We start from the raw sequence: 21,051 nt of genomic DNA on the forward strand, positions 1-21,051 counted from the left end.
CAGACGCCTTCGTAGAGTTCGGCTGCCATGCCGATCGATTCGCCGAGCGTCGGGTGCGGGTGAATCGTGCGACCGATGTCGGTGGCGTCCGCGCCCATTTCGATGGCCAGGCATACTTCGCTGATGAGATCGCCTGCGTTCAGGCCGACGATACCGCCGCCGATCACGCGATGGGTTTCTTCGTCGAAGATGAGCTTGGTGAAGCCCTCATCGCGCCCGTTGGCGATTGCGCGGCCGGACGCGGCCCACGGGAAGACAGCCTTGCCGTACTTGATGCCTTCGGCCTTGCATTGGTCTTCGGTCTTGCCGGCCCATGCCACTTCCGGGTCCGTGTAGGCGACCGAGGGGATCTGGATGGCATCGAAGTAGGCCTTCTCGCCGTGTGCGGCTTCGGCTGCGACGTGGCCCTCGTGCACGGCCTTGTGGGCGAGCATCGGTTGGCCGACGACGTCGCCGATCGCGAAGATGTGCGGCACATTGGTGCGCAGTTGCTTATCGACTTCGATGAAGCCGCGATCCGTCACGGCTACGCCGGCCTTATCGGCGCCGATCTTTTTGCCGTTGGGGCTACGGCCGACGGCCACGAGCACGAGATCGTAGCGTTGCGGCTCGGCGGGGGCTTGTTCGCCTTCGAACTTCACGTAGATGCCGTCCGACTTCGCTTCGGCGGCGGCCGTTCTCGTCTTGAGCATGACGTTGGCGAAGTGTTTGGCGCTGTATTTCTGCCAGACCTTCACGAGATCGCGGTCGGCGCCCATCATGAGGCCGTCGAGCATTTCGACGACATCGATTTTGGCGCCGAGCGTTGCATAGACGGTGGCCATTTCGAGCCCGATGATCCCGCCGCCGATGACGAGCATGCGCTGGGGTACTTGGCGCAGTTCGAGGGCGCCGGTCGAATCGACGACGCGCGGATCTTCGGGCATGAACGGCAGCTTCACGGCTTGGGAGCCGGCGGCGATGATCGCTTGTTTGAACTTGACGATCTTCTTGCCGCCCTCGCCTTGCACTTCCATGTGATGCGGATCGACGAACGAGCCGACGCCCGTGACGACTTCGACCTTGCGTGCCTTGGCCATGCCGGCCAGGCCGGTGGTGAGCTTCTTGACGACGCCGGATTTGAACTCGCGCAGCTTATCGAGGTTGATTTGGGGCTTGCCGAACGTGATGCCGTGATCGGCGAGCGCGGCGACTTCGTCGGTGATGAGAGCCGTGTGCAGCAGGGCTTTGGACGGAATGCAGCCGACGTTGAGACAGACGCCGCCGAGCGTGGAATAGCGTTCGACGAGGACGGTTTTCATGCCGAGATCGGCGGAGCGGAACGCGGCGGAATAGCCGCCGGGGCCGGCGCCTAGCACGAGCATGTCGCATTCGATATCGGCCGAGCCTGCGAAGCTACCGGCTTGGGGAGCGGGAGCCGAAGCCGGTTTCGCGGCAGCGGCGGCTGGCGCAGGCGCGGCTGCCTGGGGAGCCGGGGCGGCTTTGGCGGGTGCTTCGGCGCTGGCGGAGGTTTCGACTAGTGCGACGACGGTGCCTTGTGAGACTTTATCGCCGGCTTTGATTTTGACTTCCTTGACGGTGCCGGCGATGTCGCTGGGCACTTCCATGGAGGCCTTATCGGATTCGAGGGTGAGCAGCGATTGTTCTTTCTCGATGACGTCACCGGGTTTGACGTTGACTTCGATGACGTCGACGTCTTTGAAATCGCCGATATCGGGTACTTTGACTTCGATGAGACTCATATACGTCCCCTTCTTGTTTAGCGATTGACCGAGGAATACCGAAGCGAGGTGAGCTCGAACCTAGGGCCTGACAGTCACTACGGGCGTATGACAATGACAACCTTTGCCGTCCGCCCAAGGACGCGCCTTTCTTTTGGTTACTTTTCTTTGGAAGACAAAGAAAAGTGACCGCTGCCCCGCGGAGGGGCGACGCTAGCAGGCCGATAAGAAAGCAAGTTCAACGACGGGGCGTGAATCGCAAAAAAAGACTCACGCCCCCGCGAGGTTCCTCAGATCAAAGAATCACACGCCGAAAATCGGCCAACAGCGCACCAAGATACGCATTGAAGCGCGCCGCTTCGGCCCCATCGATCACGCGGTGATCGTAGGAGAGCGAGAGCGGCAGCATGAGCTTGGGCACGAACTGTTTCCCGTCCCAGACGGGCTTCATTGCGCCGCGGGACAGCCCGAGAATGGCGACTTCGGGCGCGTTGATGATCGGTGTGAAGTTGGTCCCCCCGATTCCGCCGAGGGAGGAAATCGAGAAGCATCCGCCTTGCATCTGATCGGGCTTGAGCTTGCCGTCACGAGCGAGCTTCGAAAGCTCGGCCATTTCCTTGGCGATCTCGATGAGCCCTTTCTTATCTGCATCGCGGATGACGGGCACGACGAGCCCATTGGGCGTATCGGCGGCGAACCCAACGTGGTAGTACTGCTTAAACACGAGGTTATCGCCATCGAGACTGGCGTTGAACGTCGGAAATTTCTTGAGCGCCGAGACAACGGCCTTGATCACGAACGCAAGCATCGTGACCTTCACCCCGGCCTTCTCGTTTTCCTTGTTCAGTTGAACGCGCAGCGCTTCGAGTTCGGTGATATCGGCTTCGTCGTTGTTCGTGACGTGCGGAATCATGACCCAGTTGCGATGCAGGTTCGCGCCCGAGATTTTCTTGATGCGCGAGAGCGGCTTCGGATCGACGGGGCCGAACTTCGTGAAATCGATCTTCGGCCAGGGCAGCAGATTGAGTTCGCCGCCGGTACCGCCTGCTGCGGCCGGCGCCGCGCCCGCAACCGCGCGTTGGCCCGTCATGACGCCCTTGACGAACGAAGTCACGTCTTCCTGCGTGATACGGCCTTTAGGCCCCGTGCCCTGCACCTGAGCCACGTCGACGCCGAGTTCGCGCGCGAACTTGCGCACCGAAGGCGAAGCGTGGCTCGGGCGGCGTGCGCCGCCTTCGCCGGCGGGAATGACCGGCGCTTGCGCCAAAGCCGACGGCTGGGCCGGCATGCTGTGCGGCTTCTCTTCGCGCGGCAAATCGGCCGGCGCCTGAATGCTCTTGGCCGGTGCTGCCGGTGCTGCGGCCGGCGCGGCCGCGGCACCCTGCGCTTCGACGAGCACGATCAACGTCCCTTCGGACACCGAATCGCCCACCTTCACTTTCACTTCCTTGACCACGCCGGCTACGGGGCTCGGCACATCCATCGTCGCCTTGTCCGATTCGAGCGTGACGAGCGACTGCTCTTTCTCGATACGATCGCCGACCTTCACGGCCACTTCGATCACGGGCACGTCTTTATAGTCGCCGATGTCCGGCACCTTCACTTCCTGCACGCTGGCCGCCGCGGCGGGAGCGGCAGCCAGAGCCGGTGCCGGTTGTGCCGGCGCGCTAGCGGCAGCGGGCGCCGCGGCGCCGTTTGCCTGCGCGGGCTTGGCCGCTTGCGCGGCGCCGCCGACCGGCTCGAGCAGCACGATCAGCGTGCCTTCGGAAACCGAATCGCCCTGCTTGATTTTCACTTCCTTGACCTTGCCGGCCTGCGGGCTCGGCACGTCCATCGTCGCCTTGTCCGATTCGAGCGTGACGAGGGATTGTTCTTTCTCGACGGTGTCGCCGGCCTTCACGAGAATGTCGATGACGGGCACGTCTTTGTAGTCGCCGATGTCCGGCACCTTGACTTCAATCGCTTCACTCATTGTTCGTGTCTCCAGGGCTTACACAGGCGCGCCCGCCGTGTTTCCAAGCGGCGGGCGCGCATCGCCTCACGCAAAGGCGTTGCCTTAAACGGTCATCGGGTTGGGTTTGTTGGCGTCGAGGCTGTACTTCGCCAGCGCATCGGCCACCACCTTGCGCTCGATCGTGCCCTCGTCGGCCAGTGCGTTCAGCGCCGCAACGGTGACCCAGTAACGATCGACTTCGAAGAAGTGACGCAGCTTCTCGCGCGTATCCGAGCGGCCGAAGCCGTCGGTACCGAGCACGACGAAGCGGTTCGGCACGTAGGCGCGGATCTGATCGGCGAGCGCACGGACGTAGTCGGTCGATGCGATCACGGGACCCTTCGCGTCCTTGAGCAGCGTTTCGACGTGGGTCAGCTTGCGCGGCTCGGTCGGATGCAGCAGGTTCCAGCGCGCGACGTCCTGCCCTTCGCGAGCAAGCTGCGTGAAGCTCGGCACACCCCAGATGTCGGCGTCGACGCCCCAGTCGTTCTTCAGCAGATCGGCTGCGGCGATCACTTCGTTCATGATCGTGCCGGCACCCATCAGTTGCACGCGCGGCTGCTTCGATGCCCCGTCGGCCTTCTTGAACGAGTACATGCCCTTGATGATGTCCTGCGCCACGTGCTCGCCCTGCGGCATCGCCGGGTGCTCGTAGTTCTCGTTCATCACGGTGATGTAATAGAACACGTCTTCCTGGTTCTGCACCATGCGGCGCAGGCCGTCTTGCATGATCACGGCAAGTTCGTAGCCGAACGTCGGGTCGTAGCTCAGGCAGTTCGGCACCGATTGCGCCCACAGCAGCGAGTGGCCGTCTTCGTGCTGCAAGCCTTCGCCGTTCAGCGTCGTGCGCCCCGCCGTGCCGCCGAGCAGGAAGCCGCGCGAGCGCATGTCGCCGGCCGCCCAGACGAGATCGCCGATGCGCTGCAGGCCGAACATCGAATAGAAGATGTAGAACGGCACCATGATCTCGCCGTGCGTCGAGTACGACGTCGCGGCCGCGATCCAGTCGCACATGCCGCCGGCTTCGTTGATGCCCTCTTGCAGAATCTGCCCCGTCTCCGATTCCTTGTAGAACATCAGCTGATCGGAATCTTCCGGCACGTACTTCTGGCCGTCCTGATTCCAAATGCCGATCTGACGGAACAGACCTTCCATGCCGAACGTGCGCGATTCGTCGGGCACGATCGGCACGACGCGCTTGCCGAGCGCCTTGTCCTTGAGCAGGATGTTCAAGATCCGCACGAACGCCATCGTCGTCGAGATCTCGCGGCCTTCGCCCGTACCCTTGAGCAGCGGCTCGAATGCGGCCAATTCCGGCACCGGCAGCGATTCGGCCTTCTCCCGGCGCGCCGGCAGGTAACCGCCTAGCTCTTGGCGCCGCGCGCGCATGTACTCGAGTTCCTTCGAGCCTTCCTCGAACTTCAGGTAAGGCACGTTGACGATGTCTTCGTCGGAAATCGGCAAGCGGAATTGATCGCGGAACACCTTGAGCTGATCCACCTGCATCTTCTTTTGCTGGTGGGTGATGTTCATGGCCTGGCCGGCTTCGCCCATGCCGTAGCCCTTGATCGTCTTCGCGAGGATGACCGTCGGCTGATCCTTGGCGTGCTGCGCTTCGTGGAACGCCGCGTAGATCTTGTGCGGATCGTGGCCGCCGCGGTTCAGGTTCCAAATGTCTTCATCGGACCAATCGGCGACAAGCGCCTTCAGTTCCGGCGTGTTGAAGAAGTGCTCGCGGACGAACGCGCCCGATTCGGACTTGTACGTTTGATATTCGCCGTCGACGACTTCCATCATCCGGCGCATCAGCGCGCCCGTCTTGTCGCGCGCGAACAGCGCGTCCCAGCGGCTACCCCAGATGACCTTGATGACGTTCCAGCCGGCACCGCGGAACTCCGATTCGAGTTCCTGGATGATCTTACCGTTGCCGCGCACCGGGCCGTCCAGGCGCTGCAAGTTGCAGTTGATGACGAACACGAGGTTATTGAGCCCCTCGCGCCCGGCCATGCCGATCGCGCCGAGCGATTCCGGTTCGTCCGTTTCGCCGTCGCCGAGGAACGCCCACACCTTGCGGCCGTCCGTCTTCGCGATGCCGCGCGCCTGCATGTACTTCATGAAACGCGCTTGATAGATCGCCATGATCGGGCCGAGGCCCATCGAGACGGTCGGGAATTGCCAGAAATCGGGCATGAGCCACGGGTGCGGATACGACGAGATACCCTCGCCGCCCACTTCCTGGCGGAAATTGTCGAGCTGGTTTTCCGTCAGCCGGCCCAGCAAGAACGCGCGCGAATAGATCCCGGGCGACGAGTGGCCCTGGACGAACACCAGATCGCCGCCGTGTTCGGGCGACGGGGCGTGCCAGAAATGGTTGAAGCCGACGTCGTAGAGCGTGGCGGCCGACGCGAACGAGGCAATATGGCCGCCGACGTTCGTGTGCTTGCCGGCGCGCAGCACCATCGCGATCGCGTTCCAGCGCGTGTACGAGCGGATGCGGTGTTCGAGATCTTGATCGCCGGGAATCTTCGCTTGGCGCGAAACCGGGATCGTATTGATGTAAGGCGTCTTGGCCGAGAACGGCAGGTGTTCGCCGTGCACGCGGGCGAACTCGATCTGCTTTTCGATCAGGTAATGCGCACGGTCGGGACCGACGGCAGAAATGACCCCTTCGAGCGCGTCGAGCCATTCGCCGGTTTCCTGGGGGTCGTCGTCTTTATCGGCGGCGACATATTTCATGACTTCGTCGGGCACAGCGGACATTCTCGTCTCCTGGATGGGGAATGCTCTTTGAACAGACGACGCAGACCGGGTCGGACCGCGGCAACTGACCGGGATTGTAAAGAGGCTTACGGTGCCTTAGCAATCAATTTTTCGAATGACGAGATGATTTCTCATAATGCGGAATATTGCTGCAACGCACCTAAATCTGACGGCAACCGTGCGCCAATGTGGCCTCAGTTGCATCGAATGATCGGGGAATACCCCCCTTTTACGCCGATTGGCGGTGGCGCGCTGCGCTACAATTCGAGCCATGTTGACCGATCGGCTTTTCGCACGCTCGGCGCGGCCGTCCGGCAACCGGACGGAGACGGCGCCGTCACGCTGGCACCACGGACCGTGGTGGTCCAATTCGTATTTGCTCACGCCATTGCTTTCCATCCTGGTGTTCCTGGTGGTGATGAGCCTCATCCTTTGGAGCTTGAACAGGCGCGAGCAACAACAACAAGAAGATACGCTCTACCGGAACGTGGCTTGGGCGCAGCAACAAATTCGCTTGTCGATGACAGGCGCGCAAGAGCAGTTGCAGGCGCTCGCGCGCGATATTGCCGCGGGCCATACCGATCAGCATGCGTTCGAAATGTCGACGGCCGACATCATCCAGGCGCATCCCGAGATTCTCTACCTGAACTGGTACACCACCCAAAAACAGCCTCGTTGGCCGGACACCCCGCTGCCGCTCGCGGGCCAACGCTTCGCGCGGCTGACCGACGCGCAGATGGACGAAGCCGTCAAGGCCGCGTTCGTCGACGCCCGCAGCTCGCGGCGTCAGGTCTACTCGCCGCTGATCTACGACGATCTCGGCAACGGCTACCTCACGATGCAAACGCCGATTTATCGCGATCGCGAATTTCTCGGCTCGATCGCGGCCGTTTTTTCGATCGAGGGCATCCTCAAGCACGACATTCCGCCCGAGCTGTCGGCGAAGTACAAGATTTCGATCACGGACGCGAATAACCGCGAGCTGGCCACCACCTCCACGCGCCCGCGCCTGCCGCGCGATATCTTCTACGATTTGCCGCTCGACCCGCCGGGCCAGGGCGTCACGGTGCGCGTGTATGCGTTTCCGCAAGTCACGAACTTCACGAACAACACGCTCGTATGGCTCGTCGCCGGTCTTTCCTGCTTCGTGCTGTGGAGCCTGTGGAGTTTGTGGAAGCACACGCGCCAGCGCTTCGAGGCGCAGCAGGCGCTCTATGCCGAAGCGTTCTTCCGCCGCGCGATGGAGAACTCGGTCCTGATCGGCATGCGCGTGCTCGATATGCATGGGCGCATCACGCACGTGAACCCGGCGTTTTGCCGGATGACGGGCTGGGACGAAAGCGATCTCGTCGGCAAGACGGCGCCGTTCCCGTATTGGCCGCGCGATTCGTATCCCGAGATGCAGCGCCAGCTCGACATGACGCTGCGCGGCAAGGCGCCCTCCTCCGGCTTCGAATTGCGCGTGCGGCGCAAGGACGGCTCGCTGTTTCATGCTCGCTTGTACGTCTCGCCGCTCATCGACAGCTCGGGTCGCCAGACAGGCTGGATGTCGTCCATGACCGACATCACCGAACCGAAGCGCGCGCGCGAGGAACTCGCCGCCGCGCACGAACGGTTCACGACGGTGCTCGAAAGCCTGGATGCGGCCGTCTCGGTGCTGGCGGCGGACGAGGCGGAGTTGCTCTTCGCGAACCGCTACTATCGGCACCTGTTCGGCATCCGCCCCGACGGCCATTTGGAACTGTCGGGCGGCGGCTTCGACAGCGCGCAGGCCTCGTCCGATTCGATCGACATGGTCGATGCCTATGCCGGCCTGCCGGCGGCCGCGCTGACCGAAAGCGCCGCGGACGCCCAGGAAATCTACGTCCAGAGCATCCAAAAGTGGTTCGAAGTGCGTCGCCAGTACATCCAGTGGGTGGACGGCCATCTCGCGCAGATGCAGATCGCCACCGACATCACCACACGCAAGCAGGCGCAGGAACTCGCCCGCCAGCAAGAAGAGAAGCTGCACTTCACGAGCCGCCTGATGACGATGGGCGAGATGGCGTCGTCGCTCGCGCACGAACTCAACCAGCCGCTCGCGGCCATCAACAATTACTGCTCCGGCACGGTCGCGCTCGTCAAGGCCGGGCGCACGACGCCCGACACGCTGCTGCCGGTGCTGGAAAAAACCGCCCAGCAAGCCGTGCGGGCCGGCATGATCATCAAGCGCATCCGCGAATTCGTGAAGCGCAGCGAACCGAAGCGGCAAGCCGCGCGCGTATCGGACATCGTGGCCGACGCGGTGGGCTTGGCCGAGATCGAGGTCAGAAAGCGGCGCATTCGCATCCTGACGGAAGTCCGTTCTCGCCTGCCTGTCATCTACGTCGATCCGGTGTTGATCGAGCAAGTGCTCGTGAACCTGCTCAAGAACGCGGCGGAGGCGATGCACGACGCACGCCCGAACGCTGTGGATCCGATCATTCGCGTGCTCGTCCGCCTCGATTCCGGCTTCGTCTGTATCAGCGTGATCGATCAAGGCCCCGGCGTGGACGAAGCGGCGATCGAACGCTTGTTCGAACCGTTCTACAGCACGAAATCGGACGGCATGGGCATGGGCCTGAATATTTGCCGCTCGATTATCGAATCGCATCGCGGCCGCCTGTGGGTTGTGAACAACGTCGATGCGGACGGCAAGATCACAGGCGCCACGTTTCACTGTAGTCTGCCGATCGGCGAACCTAGCGATCCGGGCCACAGCGGCACGGTCGAGGCACCGAGACCACAAACCGTAACGGGAGAAACATGAGCAGCCCAGCCACCAGTCAAGAAACCGTCTTCGTGGTCGACGATGACGAAGCCGTGCGCGATTCGCTGCGCTGGCTTTTGGAAGCGAACGGCTATCGCGTGCAATGCTTCTCGAGCGCCGAGCAATTCCTGGAAGCGTACCAGCCGGCGCAGCACGCCGGCCAGATCGCCTGCCTCATCCTCGATGTGCGTATGTCCGGCATGAGCGGGCTCGAGCTGCAAGAGCGCCTTATCGCAGAAGATGCCGCGTTGCCGATCATCTTCGTCACGGGCCACGGCGATGTGCCGATGGCCGTCTCGACGATGAAGAAAGGCGCGATGGATTTCATCGAGAAGCCGTTCGACGAAGCCGAACTGCGCAAGCTCGTCGAACGCATGCTCGACAAGGCCCGCAGCGAAAGCACCACCGTGCAGCAGCAGCGCGCCGCGGCCGAGCGCCTCGGCAAGCTGACCGCGCGCGAACACCAGGTGCTCGAGCGCATCATTGCCGGCCGCCTGAACAAGCAGATCGCCGACGACCTCGGCATCAGCATCAAGACGGTCGAGGCGCACCGGGCCAACATCATGGAAAAGCTCAACGTCAACACGGTGGCGGACCTGCTGCGCCTCGCGTTGTCGAACAAGCCGGCCAACCAGGCATAACGGTCCAAGGGTTCAAGGCAAGCGCCCGTTCAGCGGCGCCTGCCGTACGCTCTGCGCCCAAGCCCGGCCCCCCCCCGAGGTGCCCGGGCCGCTCCCCTCGTCGACCTTGCATCCGACGCTATAATTACCCTTTTGTCGCGCACGCGGGCAGCGAGAGCACCGGACAGCGTCTGCGCCGGTTGTTGCCGGCCTTAAGCCCATGGCTCGACGTGCCGCGGACGGGCCATGGGCGCCGAATGTGCCTATCGCGCCGCCTCGGGCGCACGGCCCGTTGCCGCCGGTCGTCCAGCGCCTACTCCGCCTGCGACCGACTTCGCGCGACCGCCGTATTTCATCGTTTTATTCTCGACCGACCACCATGACAGCCAAACTGATCGACGGCCTCGCCCTTTCCAAGACTCTTCGCGCGGATGTCGCCGCGCGCGCCGCCGCACTCGCCGCACGCGGCCACCAGCCGGGGCTCGCCGTGGTGCTCGTCGGCGACAACCCGGCCAGCGAAGTGTACGTGCGCAATAAAGTGAAAGCGTGCGAGGACAATGGCCTGTACTCCTCGTACGATCGCTACCCCGCCACGCTCTCGGAAGCCGATCTGCTGGCCCGCATCGATGCGCTGAACCGCGACCCGCGTATTCACGGGATCCTCGTGCAACTGCCGTTGCCGCCGCACATCGATAGCCACAAGGTGATCGAAGCGATCGCGCCCGAGAAAGACGTCGACGGTTTTCACGTGGCCAACGCAGGCGCCCTAATGACGGGCAAGCCGCTGTTCCGGCCCTGCACGCCGTACGGCGTCATGAAGATGTTCGAGGCCTACGGCATCGAGCTGCAAGGGGCGAACGCCGTTGTCATCGGCCGTTCGAACATCGTCGGCAAGCCGATGGCGATGATGCTGCTGGACGCCGGTGCCACCGTCACGATCTGCCACAGCAAGACGCGCGATCTCGCCGCGGTCACGCGCGCGGCCGATATCGTCGTCGCGGCGACGGGGCGACGCAATCTCGTCACCGCCGATATGATCAAGCCGGGCGCGACCGTCATCGACGTGGGCATGAATCGCGACGAGGCGGGCAAGCTGTGCGGCGATGTCGATTTCGCGGGCGTGTCGAACGTGGCCGGCCATATCACGCCGGTGCCCGGCGGCGTCGGTCCGATGACGATCACGATGCTGCTCGTCAACACGATCGAAGCGGCGGAACGCGGCGCGACGCGCGGCTGATCGCGACGCGCGGCCGAACGCCGGCGCGCGCGCAGTGTCGAACGTTCGGCACCACGAAAATTCGGACCGCCGATTGGAATCGAAGCCTCTCACCCCAATAATGGCGATACGGGGCGCCACGCGCGCCCACCTTCTCGACACTAGACAGACAGGAACAGCGCTATGGCCTCGACTACGTCCGATTCGTCCTTTGCCCCCGACGCGCGCAATCAAGACGAGAATCCGCTGCTCGATTTTTCCGGCCTGCCGCGCTTCGGCCAAATCCGGCCCGAGCACATCACGCCCGCACTCGATATCCTGCTCGCTAAGGCACAGGCGGCGATCGACCACGCAACCGAAGCGGCCACGCCCGCGACTTGGGGCCATGTCGTCGAAGCCACCGAGGCCGCGACCGAACCGCTTTCGCGCGCATGGGGCATCGTCGGCCATCTGAACGCCGTCGCCGATACGCCGGCGCTGCGCGCCGCCTATGGCGAAAACCTGCCGCGTGTGACGGAGTTCTGGTCGAGCGTTGGGCAAAACTTGGCGCTGTTCGACAAATACAAGGCCATCGTCGCGAGCCCCGCTTATGCCGGGCTCACCGAAGAGCGCAAGAAGATCCTGCAAAACTCGCTGCGCGACTTCCGCCTATCGGGCGCCGAACTGCCCGAGGATCGCAAGCCGCGTTTCTCCGAACTGCAAGAGCAACAGGCTGCGCTAGCCAAAGCGTTTTCCGATCACGTGCTCGATGCGACGAACGCCTACGCCTACATTGCGAAGACCGAGGCGGAACTCGCCGGGCTGCCCCCCGATGTCGTGCAAGCGGCGCGCGAGGCCGCGCAAGAGGCCGGCATCGAAGGGTGGAAGTTCACGCTCCATTTCCCGTCGTACTTCCCGGTCATGCAATACGCGACGTACCGCCCGATGCGCGAAGCAATGTATCGGGCCTACGTGACGCGCGCGTCGGAACTCGGCGCGACTTACGGCGGCGGCAAGCCCGAGTGGGACAATACCGCCAACGTCGCCGAACTCTTGAAGCTGCGCAAGGAAGAAGCGCAGATGCTCGGCTACCGTAATTTCGCCGAAGTCTCGCTCGTGCCGAAGATGGCCGATACGCCCGACGAAGTCGCCACGTTCCTCGAAGATCTCGCCAAGCGTGCGCGCCCGTATGCGGAAAAGGACTGGCAGGAATTGCGCCAGTTTGCCGCCGACGAACTCGGCCTCGCCGAACTCGAACCCTGGGATGTCGCGTTCGCGGGCGAACGTCTGCGCGAAAAACGCTATGCTTTCTCGGAAAACGAGGTCAAGCAATACTTCCCCGAAGAAGCGGTAGTGGGCGGGCTGTTCAAGGTCGCGCAAACGCTGTTCGGCGTGAAGATTCGCCGCGACGACACCCCCGTCTGGCACCCCGACGTCCGCTTCTTCCGTGTGGAAGACGAAGCCGGCACGCTGCGCGCACAGTTCTACCTCGATCTGTATGCGCGCGAAGGCAAACGCGGCGGTGCCTGGATGGACGACGCCCGCTCGCGCCACAAGCGTAGCGACGGCAGTCTGCAGACGCCGGTTGCGTACCTCACCTGCAATTTCTCGGCGCCCGTCGGCGGCAAGAGTGCCTGCTTCACGCACGACGAAGTCATCACGCTCTTTCACGAATTCGGGCACGGTCTGCATCACATGCTCACGCGCGTGGACGAACTCGGTGTGTCGGGCATCAACGGCGTCGAATGGGATGCGGTCGAGCTGCCGTCGCAATTCCTCGAGAACTTCTGCTGGGAGTGGGACGTGCTGTCCGATATGTCGTCGCACGTCGATACGGGTGCCAAGCTGCCGCGCGAACTCTTCGACAAGATGATTGCCGCGAAGAACTTCCAAAGCGGCCTGGCGACGCTGCGCCAGATCGTCTTCTCGATGTACGACATGCAACTGCATACGAGCTTCGATCCGCAAGGCGCGCAAACCGCCAACGATCTGGCGCGCGCGATCAATACGCGCTATCACGTGATTCCGCAAGCGAGCTTCTCGCGCTGGCCGAATACGTTCAGCCACATCTTCGCGGGCGGCTACGCGGCGGGCTATTACAGCTACAAGTGGGCGGAAGTGCTGTCGGCCGATGCGTATGCCGCGTTCGAAGATGCGGCCAAAGCGACGCAAGGCAGCGTGCTCGATGCCGAAACCGGCACGCGCTACCGCAAGGAAATCCTCGAAGTGGGCGGTAGCCGTCCGGCGATGGAATCGTTCAAGGCATTCCGCGGCCGCACGCCGACGATCGATGCCCTGTTGCGTCACAACGGCATGGCCGAAGCGCCGGCCCATTGATGGCGGTTCGATAGCGCGATAGTGCAAAACCTGGGCGGCGCGGTTCGGTGGATGTCGAGCCGCGCCGCTTATGCCGGAGCGCCGTGCGGGAAATGCGCGAGATAGGATCGAGCGCGGCGCGCTCAGCGGCGCAGCTTGAAGTCCACTTCGTTCGGCCGTCCTTCCAACGAGATCGTCGCGCGCGCCGCCGGCGTGCGCGCAACGATCTTGCCGTCCCGCACCACCGCCAAGCGCGAGGCGCGCAACCGGATCGCTTCGATCGGATCCTTCGCATCGAGCAGGACGCAATCGGCGCGGCACCCTGGCGCTATCCCATAGCCTTCCAAGCCCAGAATGCGCGCCGCGTTGACCGTGACCGCATCGAACGCGGCGCGCATTGCCTCGACGCCTGTCATCTGCGCAACGTGCAGCCCCATGTGCGCCACTTCCAGCATATCGGCCGAGCCGAGGCTGTACCACGGATCCATCGCGCAATCGTGGCCGAACGCGACGTCGATGCCCGCCGCCAGCATTTCGGGCACACGCGTCATGCCGCGACGCTTGGGGTACGTGTCCGACCGCCCTTGCAGCGTAATGTTGATCAGCGGATTGGCGATCGCGGCCACGCCCGATTCGCGCATCAACGGCAGCAGCTTGCTCACGTAATAGTTATCCATCGAATGCATCGACGTGAGATGCGAGCCCGCCACGCGGCCGCCGAGGCCCAAGCGATGCGCCTGCGCACAGAGCGTTTCGATATGGCGCGATAAAGGATCGTCCGATTCGTCGCAATGCATATCGACGGGCAGCCCTTTGTCGGCAGCGAATTCGCAGAGCAGCCGAACCGATTCGGCACCGTCGGCCATCGTGCGCTCGAAATGCGGAATGCCGCCAACGACGTCGACGCCCATGGCCACGGCCCGCTTCAAGTTCTCGAAAGCACCGGCCGAGCGGAACAAGCCGTCTTGTGGGAAGGCGACGAGTTGCAAGTCGAGATACGGCGCCACGCGGCGCTTCACCTCGAGCAACGCTTCGACCGCGAGCAAGCGCGGATCGCACACATCGACATGCGAGCGAATCGCAAGGAGCCCGCGGGCCACCGCCCAATCGCAGTACTGAAGCGCACGCTCGATCAGTGCGTCCTGCGTCAATTGCGGTTTGAGTTCGCCCCACAGCGCGATCCCTTCGAGCAACGTGCCCGACGCGTTCACGCGCGGCAAGCCATACGAAAGCGTCGCGTCGAGATGGAAATGCGCGTCGACGAACGGCGGTGCGACGAGCGCGCCCGCGGCGTCGATCTCCTCGCGCGCCTTCGCCGCCAGATTCGGCGCGACGGCAACGAGGCGGCCCGCATCGATGGCGATGTCGACGGGCACGTCGCTGCCCGCCCGGTGGGTTGTCAATGCGGCGCGGCGGATGATGAGATCCATCGGAGCACTCCTTGGAAGGTGGCCGGGCGCCGGCCGTTCGGCTCATTGAACGCAAGGCCACCGGCTATGGGACGGGCGACGCATGCATCGCGTGTTAGCGATTTTAGGGGCTACTGCGTTGGCTTGGCGCATGCTCTTCGTCGCCGAACAACGGAAATTGGCTCCGATCGGCCGCGTCGTCTTCCTCTAAGCGCACGCCGACGCCAAGCAAACGCACGGGCCGATTCCTTCGCGCGAAGCCTTTTTCGAGCAACGCGACGAAGGTCGGCACGTCGGTGGCGCCGGCCACGCATTCGACCGTCGTCCTTTGAAAATCCGCAAACCGGATCTTCACGTACAGCTTGCGAATCGCGGCGCCCGCGCCCACGCGTTCGATGCGCGCCTCGAGCTGTTCGGCGAGCTGTCGAATCTCGGCCGCGCAGGCATCGAGCGTTTGCAGGTCGGTCACGTAGGTCGTCTCGACGCTGATCGACTTGCGCTCCTGATCGGGCTCCACCGCACGACGATCGATCCCGCGCGATAAATCGTAGAGCCTGCGGCCGAATGCACCGAAGCGCTGGTGCAAATCGACGAGCGACCATTCGCGCAGATCGCGACAGGTCTCGATGCCCAACCGGTCCAGTTTTGCCGCCGTGACCTTGCCGACACCAAAGATCTTGCGCACGGGCAACGCCGCAACGAACGCGTCCACCTCGTGCGGGCGAACGACGAACAGGCCGTCGGGCTTGTTCCAATCGGAGGCGATCTTGGCGACGAACTTGTTCGGGGCGACGCCGGCCGACACGGTGACACCGACCGTCTCGCGTACACGCTCGCGAATTTCGGCGGCCATCAACGTGGCGCTGCCTTTACAGCGCGAGGCCGACGTCACGTCTAGATACGCTTCGTCGAGCGAAAGCGGTTCGACCATCGCCGTGTAATCGCGGTAAATCGCCATGATGTGCCGCGAGGCGATGCGGTATTTCTCCATCGCGGGCGGGATGATCAGCAGCTCGGGGCATTTGCGCATCGCCAGCGCCGACGACATCGCCGAATGCACGCCGAAACGGCGCGCCTCGTAGTTGCACGTGGCGATCACGCCGCGATGCTCGGGCCGACCGCCGACTGCGAGCGGGCGGCCACGTAGGCTCGGATCGTCGCGCATTTCCACCGATGCGTAGAAACAGTCGCAATCGCAATGGATGATTTTGCGCACGAGCGCGGCCGTCGCGCCTATCGGTGCGAAAACGGGAGTGGAGACGGACGGATCGTGGGCGCTCAAGGTGAAACGTACTGTACAAAAATACAGTACCGATTTCAACTGGGCTGCCATCGCGGGAACGGTAGGGAAAGGATGCCTGTTATGCTCGGCGGGACGCCAACCCGCTCCTTCTTCAATCGCCTTCGCCCGTGACCATCGCGCTCGCCCCCACTGCTCTGTCCGACGCGGACACCCTTGTCGATATCCGCATTGCCGCAATGCGTGAAAGCCTGGAACGTCTCGGCCGTTTCGATCCACAGCGAGCCCGCGAGCGCTTTTTAGCGTCGTTCGATCCGGCGTTGTGTCGTTTCATCGAATCCGGTGGCATTCGCGTAGGCTTCGTCCTCGTCCGACCGCAAGCGGACCACTGGCTGCTGGATCATTTTTATATTCTTCCCGCGCACCAGGGAACCGGGATCGGGGCAGCGGTGCTTCGGAAAATCTTTGCCGAAGCCGACGCTCACCCTGTGCCCCTTCGCGTGGGGGCGCTACGGGGCAGCGATTCCAATCGCTTTTATCGACGGCATGGTTTTGTGCAGGTCGAGGAAGCGCAATGGGACATCTACTATGTGCGCCAACCCGAATTGAGCCCAAACAAGGTGCTGGGATAACGCAGAGGACACCTGCTTCGAAGGATAGGTGTCCACGGAAACGGGTCACCCACAGTGGCCTGTTTTGATGGGCACCTAGCGACGTTGCATTCGTCAAATAGCAACTAAGCCTTTCCGGCGAACGACAACAGCTTAGCCACGTTGGCCCGGAAGGCTTGCTGGTACTTAGGATTGTCACCGAAGGCCATGTAATGGTGATAGCACTGTGCATCGATCTCGCGACCGGTGGCGCAGCGGTACCGCTGCCAGGCTCGATCAAATGCACAACGACGATAGACGGGCACAAACGGTCGAAAATTAGTGACAGCCGTTTGCAATTGCGGGAAGCGTGACCGCAAGAACGTGTCGACGTCTTCCGGCCATTCCGTCGCCAAGGGATACACGCTGCTCAGTTCGCTCAGCACAGCCGCTCGGAAGGCGTCGCATGCTTGTAGTCGGCGATTCCGACGGTCTCTCTGCACCGCAAACCGATGCGAAATGAGCGCTACCGAGAGGGCAGTACCGAGGGAAATCAGTGCCGTGCTCGTTTCCATGGGGCGCTCTGTTAGCCGTCGAAACCGGTGACAAAGCAGCCGCGAATTTTTAACGGCCGCACGGTGCCAATGGTAGCGTGAAACGATGTCAAAATGAGCACGACGCTACAGCCGCTCCATGCGCAGCACCGTCCAAAATCAGCATAGGGTGTAGCCAGCAGGCTACACCCTATGCCATACCACCCGGCATGCGGGTCCGCACCGGGCGGTTCGAGAAGTTGAGGTTAGCAGAGACGGGGAACACCGAGGCCGTCGAAGTAGGCGACGGTTAAGACTCGCTTGAGCGCTCGGTCGCTATTGCGCCACCAGCAGCAGCGGCTGTTAGCCGCCACCTGGCGGGCAACCTCAGCGCTTGCGCCGAGCGCGCGCAGTTCGCGGTATATGGTCGGACCGCGTTTCCAATGCTTGAGCTGAAGCGCCAAACCGGCAACGGCCGCTGCGTGCGAACTCGTAACTACCGCCGAACGAGTTAGTGGTTCGCGTTAGTCGACGAGTGCTGCGACGCAGTCGCTCGGGGAGCGGCCCTATAATGTGCTTTCATCAGATAATTAGAGAGGGCCAAAAATGCCAAATAGATACGCTGCGGAACGCGGCATTCCGACGTCGCCGACCTGCGGCAAGTCAAGCATCCAGCTCCGATTCGACGGGCGATTCCTGTCCTTGATCACTCCCCAGGTCCGAACCTACACCGCCGTTTCAGGTCGTCCGACCGGCTCCGGTATCTTCGACGACTCGCAGGTTCGCCAGCACGAAAGCCGTGAAGGTCCGATCCCGGCAGGCCGGTATTGGATCCAGCCTTCGCAGATGTGGACGAATCATTGGTACAACCTCGCGCCGCGCGCGGCCTGGGGCGATCATCGGATAACGATTCATGTATTCCCCGGTACAGACACGTACGGACGCGGCGGCTTCTTTATCCACGGCGGCACACACGCCGGCAGCGCAGGGTGTATCAATCTTCATGGTGGGATGGAGGACTTTGTTCGTGCATTGAAAGCCGCCAGCGCAAAGTCCCCGGATTGCTACATTCCATTGACTGTCGAGTACGCGTACTAACATGGCTAAGAATCGATCAGTGCGTATAGCCTTGGGCGTGGGCTTACTGGTACTGGTGGGGGCGATCGTCGCGTTCAATGCGATCAATCTCTCCGAGGCGTTTGGCAACGGGCCACCGTACTATGGCCGAACGACGAACATGGACAAATGGTCCAATCCGCTGCCCGTGCTGGCCGGCGTCGACGCCCTCGGCGTTCTCGCCATTGCGCTGTATGTGTACTTCCTGAGACGCAAGCGTTGACTGCGAGTGCGCTGCCCGTGCCGTATGACGGTCGGAGGCGCTTTAGCCGATGCAGAGTGGGGCCGCAGGCGGCCTTTTTGTGGGCGGCGCAGTGCCAAAGAGTGCGCGAACCCGCTTTGCAGCCGAATGACAAATCAAGCGCAAAACGATCCGAAAACGCGCGCGACGCTAACACGATCGCAGCGAAGATGACCGCCGGAAAAGCGAAAACCCGCTCGGTAGCGGGTTTTCGTGTTTGGTTGCGGGGGTAGGATTTGAACCTACGACCTTCGGGTTATGAGCCCGACGAGCTGCCAGACTGCTCCACCCCGCGTCAGAGAAATAAATTATATGGGACTTTGTGCTTCGCGTCAAACAATACTGTCGACGACACCGCCATCGACGCGCAGTGCCGCGCCGGTCGTAGCCGACGCTTGGGGCGAACAGACGTAGACGACGAGGTTCGCCACCTCTTCCACCGTGGCCGGACGCTGCAAGATCGAACTCGCGCGATGGGTGCGCACAAACTCCACGGCGACATCGTCGATGCGCTTGCCCTCCTTCGCGGCAGTTTCTTCGAGCATCGATTTGACACCTTCAGACAAGGTCGGCCCGGGCAACACGGCATTGACTGTCACTTGCGTGCCGGCCGCGAGCTTCGCCAAGCCGCGCGCGATGGACAGTTGCGCTGTCTTCGTCATGCCGTAGTGAATCATGTCGGCGGGAATGTTCAGTGCCGATTCCGACGAGATGAAGACGACCCGGCCGCGATTGCGCTCGAGCATCCCGCGCAGGTAGTGGCGAGCGAGACGCACGCCCGACATGACGTTAACTTGGAAGAAGCGTTCCCAGGTGTCGTCCGAGATGTCGAAGAACGGCTCGGGCCCGTAAATGCCCGCGTTGTTCACGAGGATGTCGACCGAGGGGACGGCGTGCGTTAATTTCGCTACGCCTTCGGCGGTCGATACGTCTCCGGCAATGCCGCGAACGTCGGCGTTCGGGACCACCTCACGCAACGCGTCGAGCGATTCGACGACGGAGGCCTCGCTGCGGCCGTTGATGATCGTATGGGCCCCCGCACTCGCGAGGCCCTTGGCAATCGCGAAGCCGATGCCGGCTGTCGATGCGCTAACTAAGGCGGTCCTGCCGGTGAGATCGATATGCATGGTGGTGTGCTCCGTGGTTTCGACGCGTGAGTTCATCACCGTCAGGCTAGACAAGCCCTCAGTGGTTACGTTCAGCCCTTCGGCTTCGTCCAGGTAACGTTTAGCCCTACCGATCGCGCATGGCGAGTCCGCCCCGTCGCCGCCCCGCCGTTAAGCCGCGAGCTTCAGCGCCTGCGAGAAATCCTCGATCAAGTCGTCGATATCCTCGATGCCCGCCGACAGCCGCAGCATCCCGTCGGAGATCCCCATCGCCTTGCGCGTTTCCGGCCCCGCTTCAAAAAAGATCGTCGGCGCGACAGGGATAATCAGCGTACGTGTGTCGGCGAGACCCGTCGCCTTGATCGGCAACTCGAGCGCATTGACCACGTCGACCATGCGCTCGACATTCAGCAATTCGAACGACAACAACCACGACGCCCCCTTGAACAACGCCTGCGCGATACCGTATTGCGGATGGCTCTCGAGCCCCGGATACCACACCTTGCCGACCGCCTTGTGTCCTTCCAAAAATTGCGCGAGCGCCAGCGCATTCGCGCTGCTTTGCTTCACGCGCAATGCCAGCGTCTCCATGCCTATCGCGATCGTATGCGCCTGCTCGGACGACAGCGAAGCCCCCATGTCGCGTAGCCCCTTCTTGCGGATCTGCAAGAGCCCCTGCTCCTTCGCGGGCGTGCGGCGGTATTCGTCGGCGATGTTCGGATAGGCGCTCCAATCGAACAGCCCCGTATCCGTCACCGACCCGCCTAACGCCGTGCCATGGCCTGAGATCGTCTTCGTCAGCGAGTTGATCACGAGGCTGGCGCCTACCGCTTTCGGCTTGAACAAGGCAGCCGAGGTGATCGTGTTGTCGACGACATAGGCGATGCCGCGCTCGCGACATACTTCGCCGATACCCTGCAAATCGGGAATCTGCGTGCCCGGATTGGCAATGGTTTCGACGAACACCATGCGCGTATTCGGCCGGAGCGCTTGCCTCACGTTCTCGGCGTCGCCCGCATCCACCGTCGTCACTTCAACCCCGAAGCTGCGCAGCGTGCCGAACAAGCTGTTCGTGTTACCGAACACGTAACGGCTCGAGACCAGATGGTCGCCCGCGCGCAAAAGCGTGAGAAACGTCGCGGTGACCGCGCCCATGCCGGTGCTGAAGCAGATCGTGCCGATCCCTTCTTCGAGGCTCGTGATCTTGCGCTCCAGCGCCGCCGTCGTCGGGGTACCCTGCCGGGCGTAGTTGAAACCGCCCTTTTTCGTGCCTTGAAACACGCCGATCAAATCCTCGACGCGCTCGAAACCGTACTGCACGGACGTATGAATCGGCTGATGTACGCCGCCATGTTCGCTGCCTGCAATTCGGTCGCCGTGAACGATGCTCGTGGTGAAGCCCTTCTTGCCCATCTCTTGCACT

At 62.7% G+C, this 21,051-nt stretch carries 15 protein-coding genes, 1 tRNA gene and 1 pseudogene; 7 read left to right on the forward strand and 10 right to left on the reverse strand.

Annotated elements, in window-relative coordinates; genetic code table 11:
* From lpdA to aceE, 3 genes are all read right to left on the reverse strand, one after another.
* The coding region (gene lpdA / locus ACTHN9_RS03105; protein ID WP_440535288.1) for a dihydrolipoyl dehydrogenase at positions 1 to 1,742 on the reverse strand (1,742 nt) is incomplete at its 3' end.
* Between the two features lie 274 nt (positions 1,743 to 2,016).
* Complete coding sequence (gene aceF, locus ACTHN9_RS03110) at positions 2,017 to 3,693, reverse strand: dihydrolipoyllysine-residue acetyltransferase (protein WP_440535289.1); 1,677 nt, start codon at positions 3,691 to 3,693, stop codon at positions 2,017 to 2,019.
* A gap of 84 nt (positions 3,694 to 3,777) precedes the next feature.
* Positions 3,778 to 6,474, reverse strand: coding sequence for a pyruvate dehydrogenase (acetyl-transferring), homodimeric type (gene aceE, locus ACTHN9_RS03115; RefSeq protein ID WP_440535290.1), 2,697 nt, complete (start codon positions 6,472 to 6,474; stop codon positions 3,778 to 3,780).
* A gap of 271 nt (positions 6,475 to 6,745) precedes the next feature.
* On the opposite strand from aceE, the gene fixL reads away from it, so the two are divergent.
* From fixL to ACTHN9_RS03135, 4 genes are all read left to right on the forward strand, one after another.
* Positions 6,746 to 9,262, forward strand: a complete 2,517-nt coding sequence (gene fixL, locus ACTHN9_RS03120; protein ID WP_440535291.1) for an oxygen sensor histidine kinase FixL — start codon at positions 6,746 to 6,748, stop codon at positions 9,260 to 9,262.
* Positions 9,259 to 9,903, forward strand: coding sequence for an oxygen response regulator transcription factor FixJ (fixJ, locus tag ACTHN9_RS03125; RefSeq protein ID WP_440535292.1), 645 nt, complete (start codon positions 9,259 to 9,261; stop codon positions 9,901 to 9,903). The genes fixL and fixJ overlap by 4 nt, the downstream gene beginning before the upstream one ends.
* Before the next feature lie 358 nt (positions 9,904 to 10,261).
* Positions 10,262 to 11,119 carry a bifunctional methylenetetrahydrofolate dehydrogenase/methenyltetrahydrofolate cyclohydrolase FolD gene (gene folD, locus ACTHN9_RS03130; protein ID WP_440535293.1) on the forward strand — a complete coding sequence of 286 codons (858 nt, stop codon included), beginning with the start codon at positions 10,262 to 10,264 and terminating at the stop codon, positions 11,117 to 11,119.
* Between the two features lie 162 nt (positions 11,120 to 11,281).
* The gene (locus ACTHN9_RS03135) at positions 11,282 to 13,414 is read left to right on the forward strand and encodes a M3 family metallopeptidase (protein ID WP_440535294.1); all 2,133 of its coding nucleotides are present in this window, start codon (positions 11,282 to 11,284) and stop codon (positions 13,412 to 13,414) included.
* A 122-nt stretch (positions 13,415 to 13,536) separates the two neighbouring features.
* Here the strand turns inward: ACTHN9_RS03135 and ACTHN9_RS03140 are convergent, their stop codons facing one another.
* Positions 13,537 to 14,823, reverse strand: a complete 1,287-nt coding sequence (locus tag ACTHN9_RS03140) for an amidohydrolase family protein (protein WP_440535295.1) — start codon at positions 14,821 to 14,823, stop codon at positions 13,537 to 13,539.
* 103 nt (positions 14,824 to 14,926) lie between these two features.
* The gene (gene dinB, locus ACTHN9_RS03145; RefSeq protein WP_440535296.1) at positions 14,927 to 16,135 is read right to left on the reverse strand and encodes a DNA polymerase IV; all 1,209 of its coding nucleotides are present in this window, start codon (positions 16,133 to 16,135) and stop codon (positions 14,927 to 14,929) included.
* Positions 16,136 to 16,212: 77 nt separating this feature from the next.
* Here dinB and ACTHN9_RS03150 point away from each other — a divergent pair, with 77 nt between their 5' ends.
* Complete coding sequence (locus ACTHN9_RS03150; protein WP_440535297.1) at positions 16,213 to 16,674, forward strand: GNAT family N-acetyltransferase; 462 nt, start codon at positions 16,213 to 16,215, stop codon at positions 16,672 to 16,674.
* Between the two features lie 104 nt (positions 16,675 to 16,778).
* Here the strand turns inward: ACTHN9_RS03150 and ACTHN9_RS03155 are convergent, their stop codons facing one another.
* Together ACTHN9_RS03155 and ACTHN9_RS03160 are read right to left on the reverse strand one after the other, a co-directional pair.
* On the reverse strand, positions 16,779 to 17,207 hold the full coding sequence (locus ACTHN9_RS03155; RefSeq protein ID WP_440535298.1) for a hypothetical protein: 429 nt from the start codon (positions 17,205 to 17,207) through the stop codon (positions 16,779 to 16,781).
* 224 nt (positions 17,208 to 17,431) lie between these two features.
* A pseudogene (locus ACTHN9_RS03160) lies at positions 17,432 to 17,623 on the reverse strand (group II intron reverse transcriptase/maturase); the annotation flags it as partial.
* A 148-nt stretch (positions 17,624 to 17,771) separates the two neighbouring features.
* On the opposite strand from ACTHN9_RS03160, the gene ACTHN9_RS03165 reads away from it, so the two are divergent.
* Both ACTHN9_RS03165 and ACTHN9_RS03170 read left to right on the forward strand, forming a co-directional pair.
* Complete coding sequence (locus ACTHN9_RS03165) at positions 17,772 to 18,263, forward strand: tlde1 domain-containing protein (protein WP_440535299.1); 492 nt, start codon at positions 17,772 to 17,774, stop codon at positions 18,261 to 18,263.
* Positions 18,264 to 18,282: 19 nt separating this feature from the next.
* Positions 18,283 to 18,504, forward strand: coding sequence for a hypothetical protein (locus ACTHN9_RS03170; RefSeq protein ID WP_440535300.1), 222 nt, complete (start codon positions 18,283 to 18,285; stop codon positions 18,502 to 18,504).
* 236 nt (positions 18,505 to 18,740) lie between these two features.
* Here ACTHN9_RS03170 and ACTHN9_RS03175 read toward each other — a convergent pair.
* The 3 genes from ACTHN9_RS03175 to ACTHN9_RS03185 form a co-directional block, all read right to left on the reverse strand.
* Positions 18,741 to 18,817: transfer RNA gene (locus ACTHN9_RS03175), tRNA-Met, on the reverse strand.
* A gap of 37 nt (positions 18,818 to 18,854) precedes the next feature.
* The gene (locus ACTHN9_RS03180; RefSeq protein WP_440535301.1) at positions 18,855 to 19,649 is read right to left on the reverse strand and encodes an SDR family NAD(P)-dependent oxidoreductase; all 795 of its coding nucleotides are present in this window, start codon (positions 19,647 to 19,649) and stop codon (positions 18,855 to 18,857) included.
* Positions 19,650 to 19,799: 150 nt separating this feature from the next.
* Complete coding sequence (locus ACTHN9_RS03185; protein WP_440535302.1) at positions 19,800 to 21,041, reverse strand: cystathionine gamma-synthase family protein; 1,242 nt, start codon at positions 21,039 to 21,041, stop codon at positions 19,800 to 19,802.
* Between the last annotated feature and the right edge of the window lie 10 nt (positions 21,042 to 21,051).

Source organism: Trinickia sp. (genome assembly GCF_051953405.1).
GTDB lineage: Bacteria > Pseudomonadota > Gammaproteobacteria > Burkholderiales > Burkholderiaceae > Trinickia.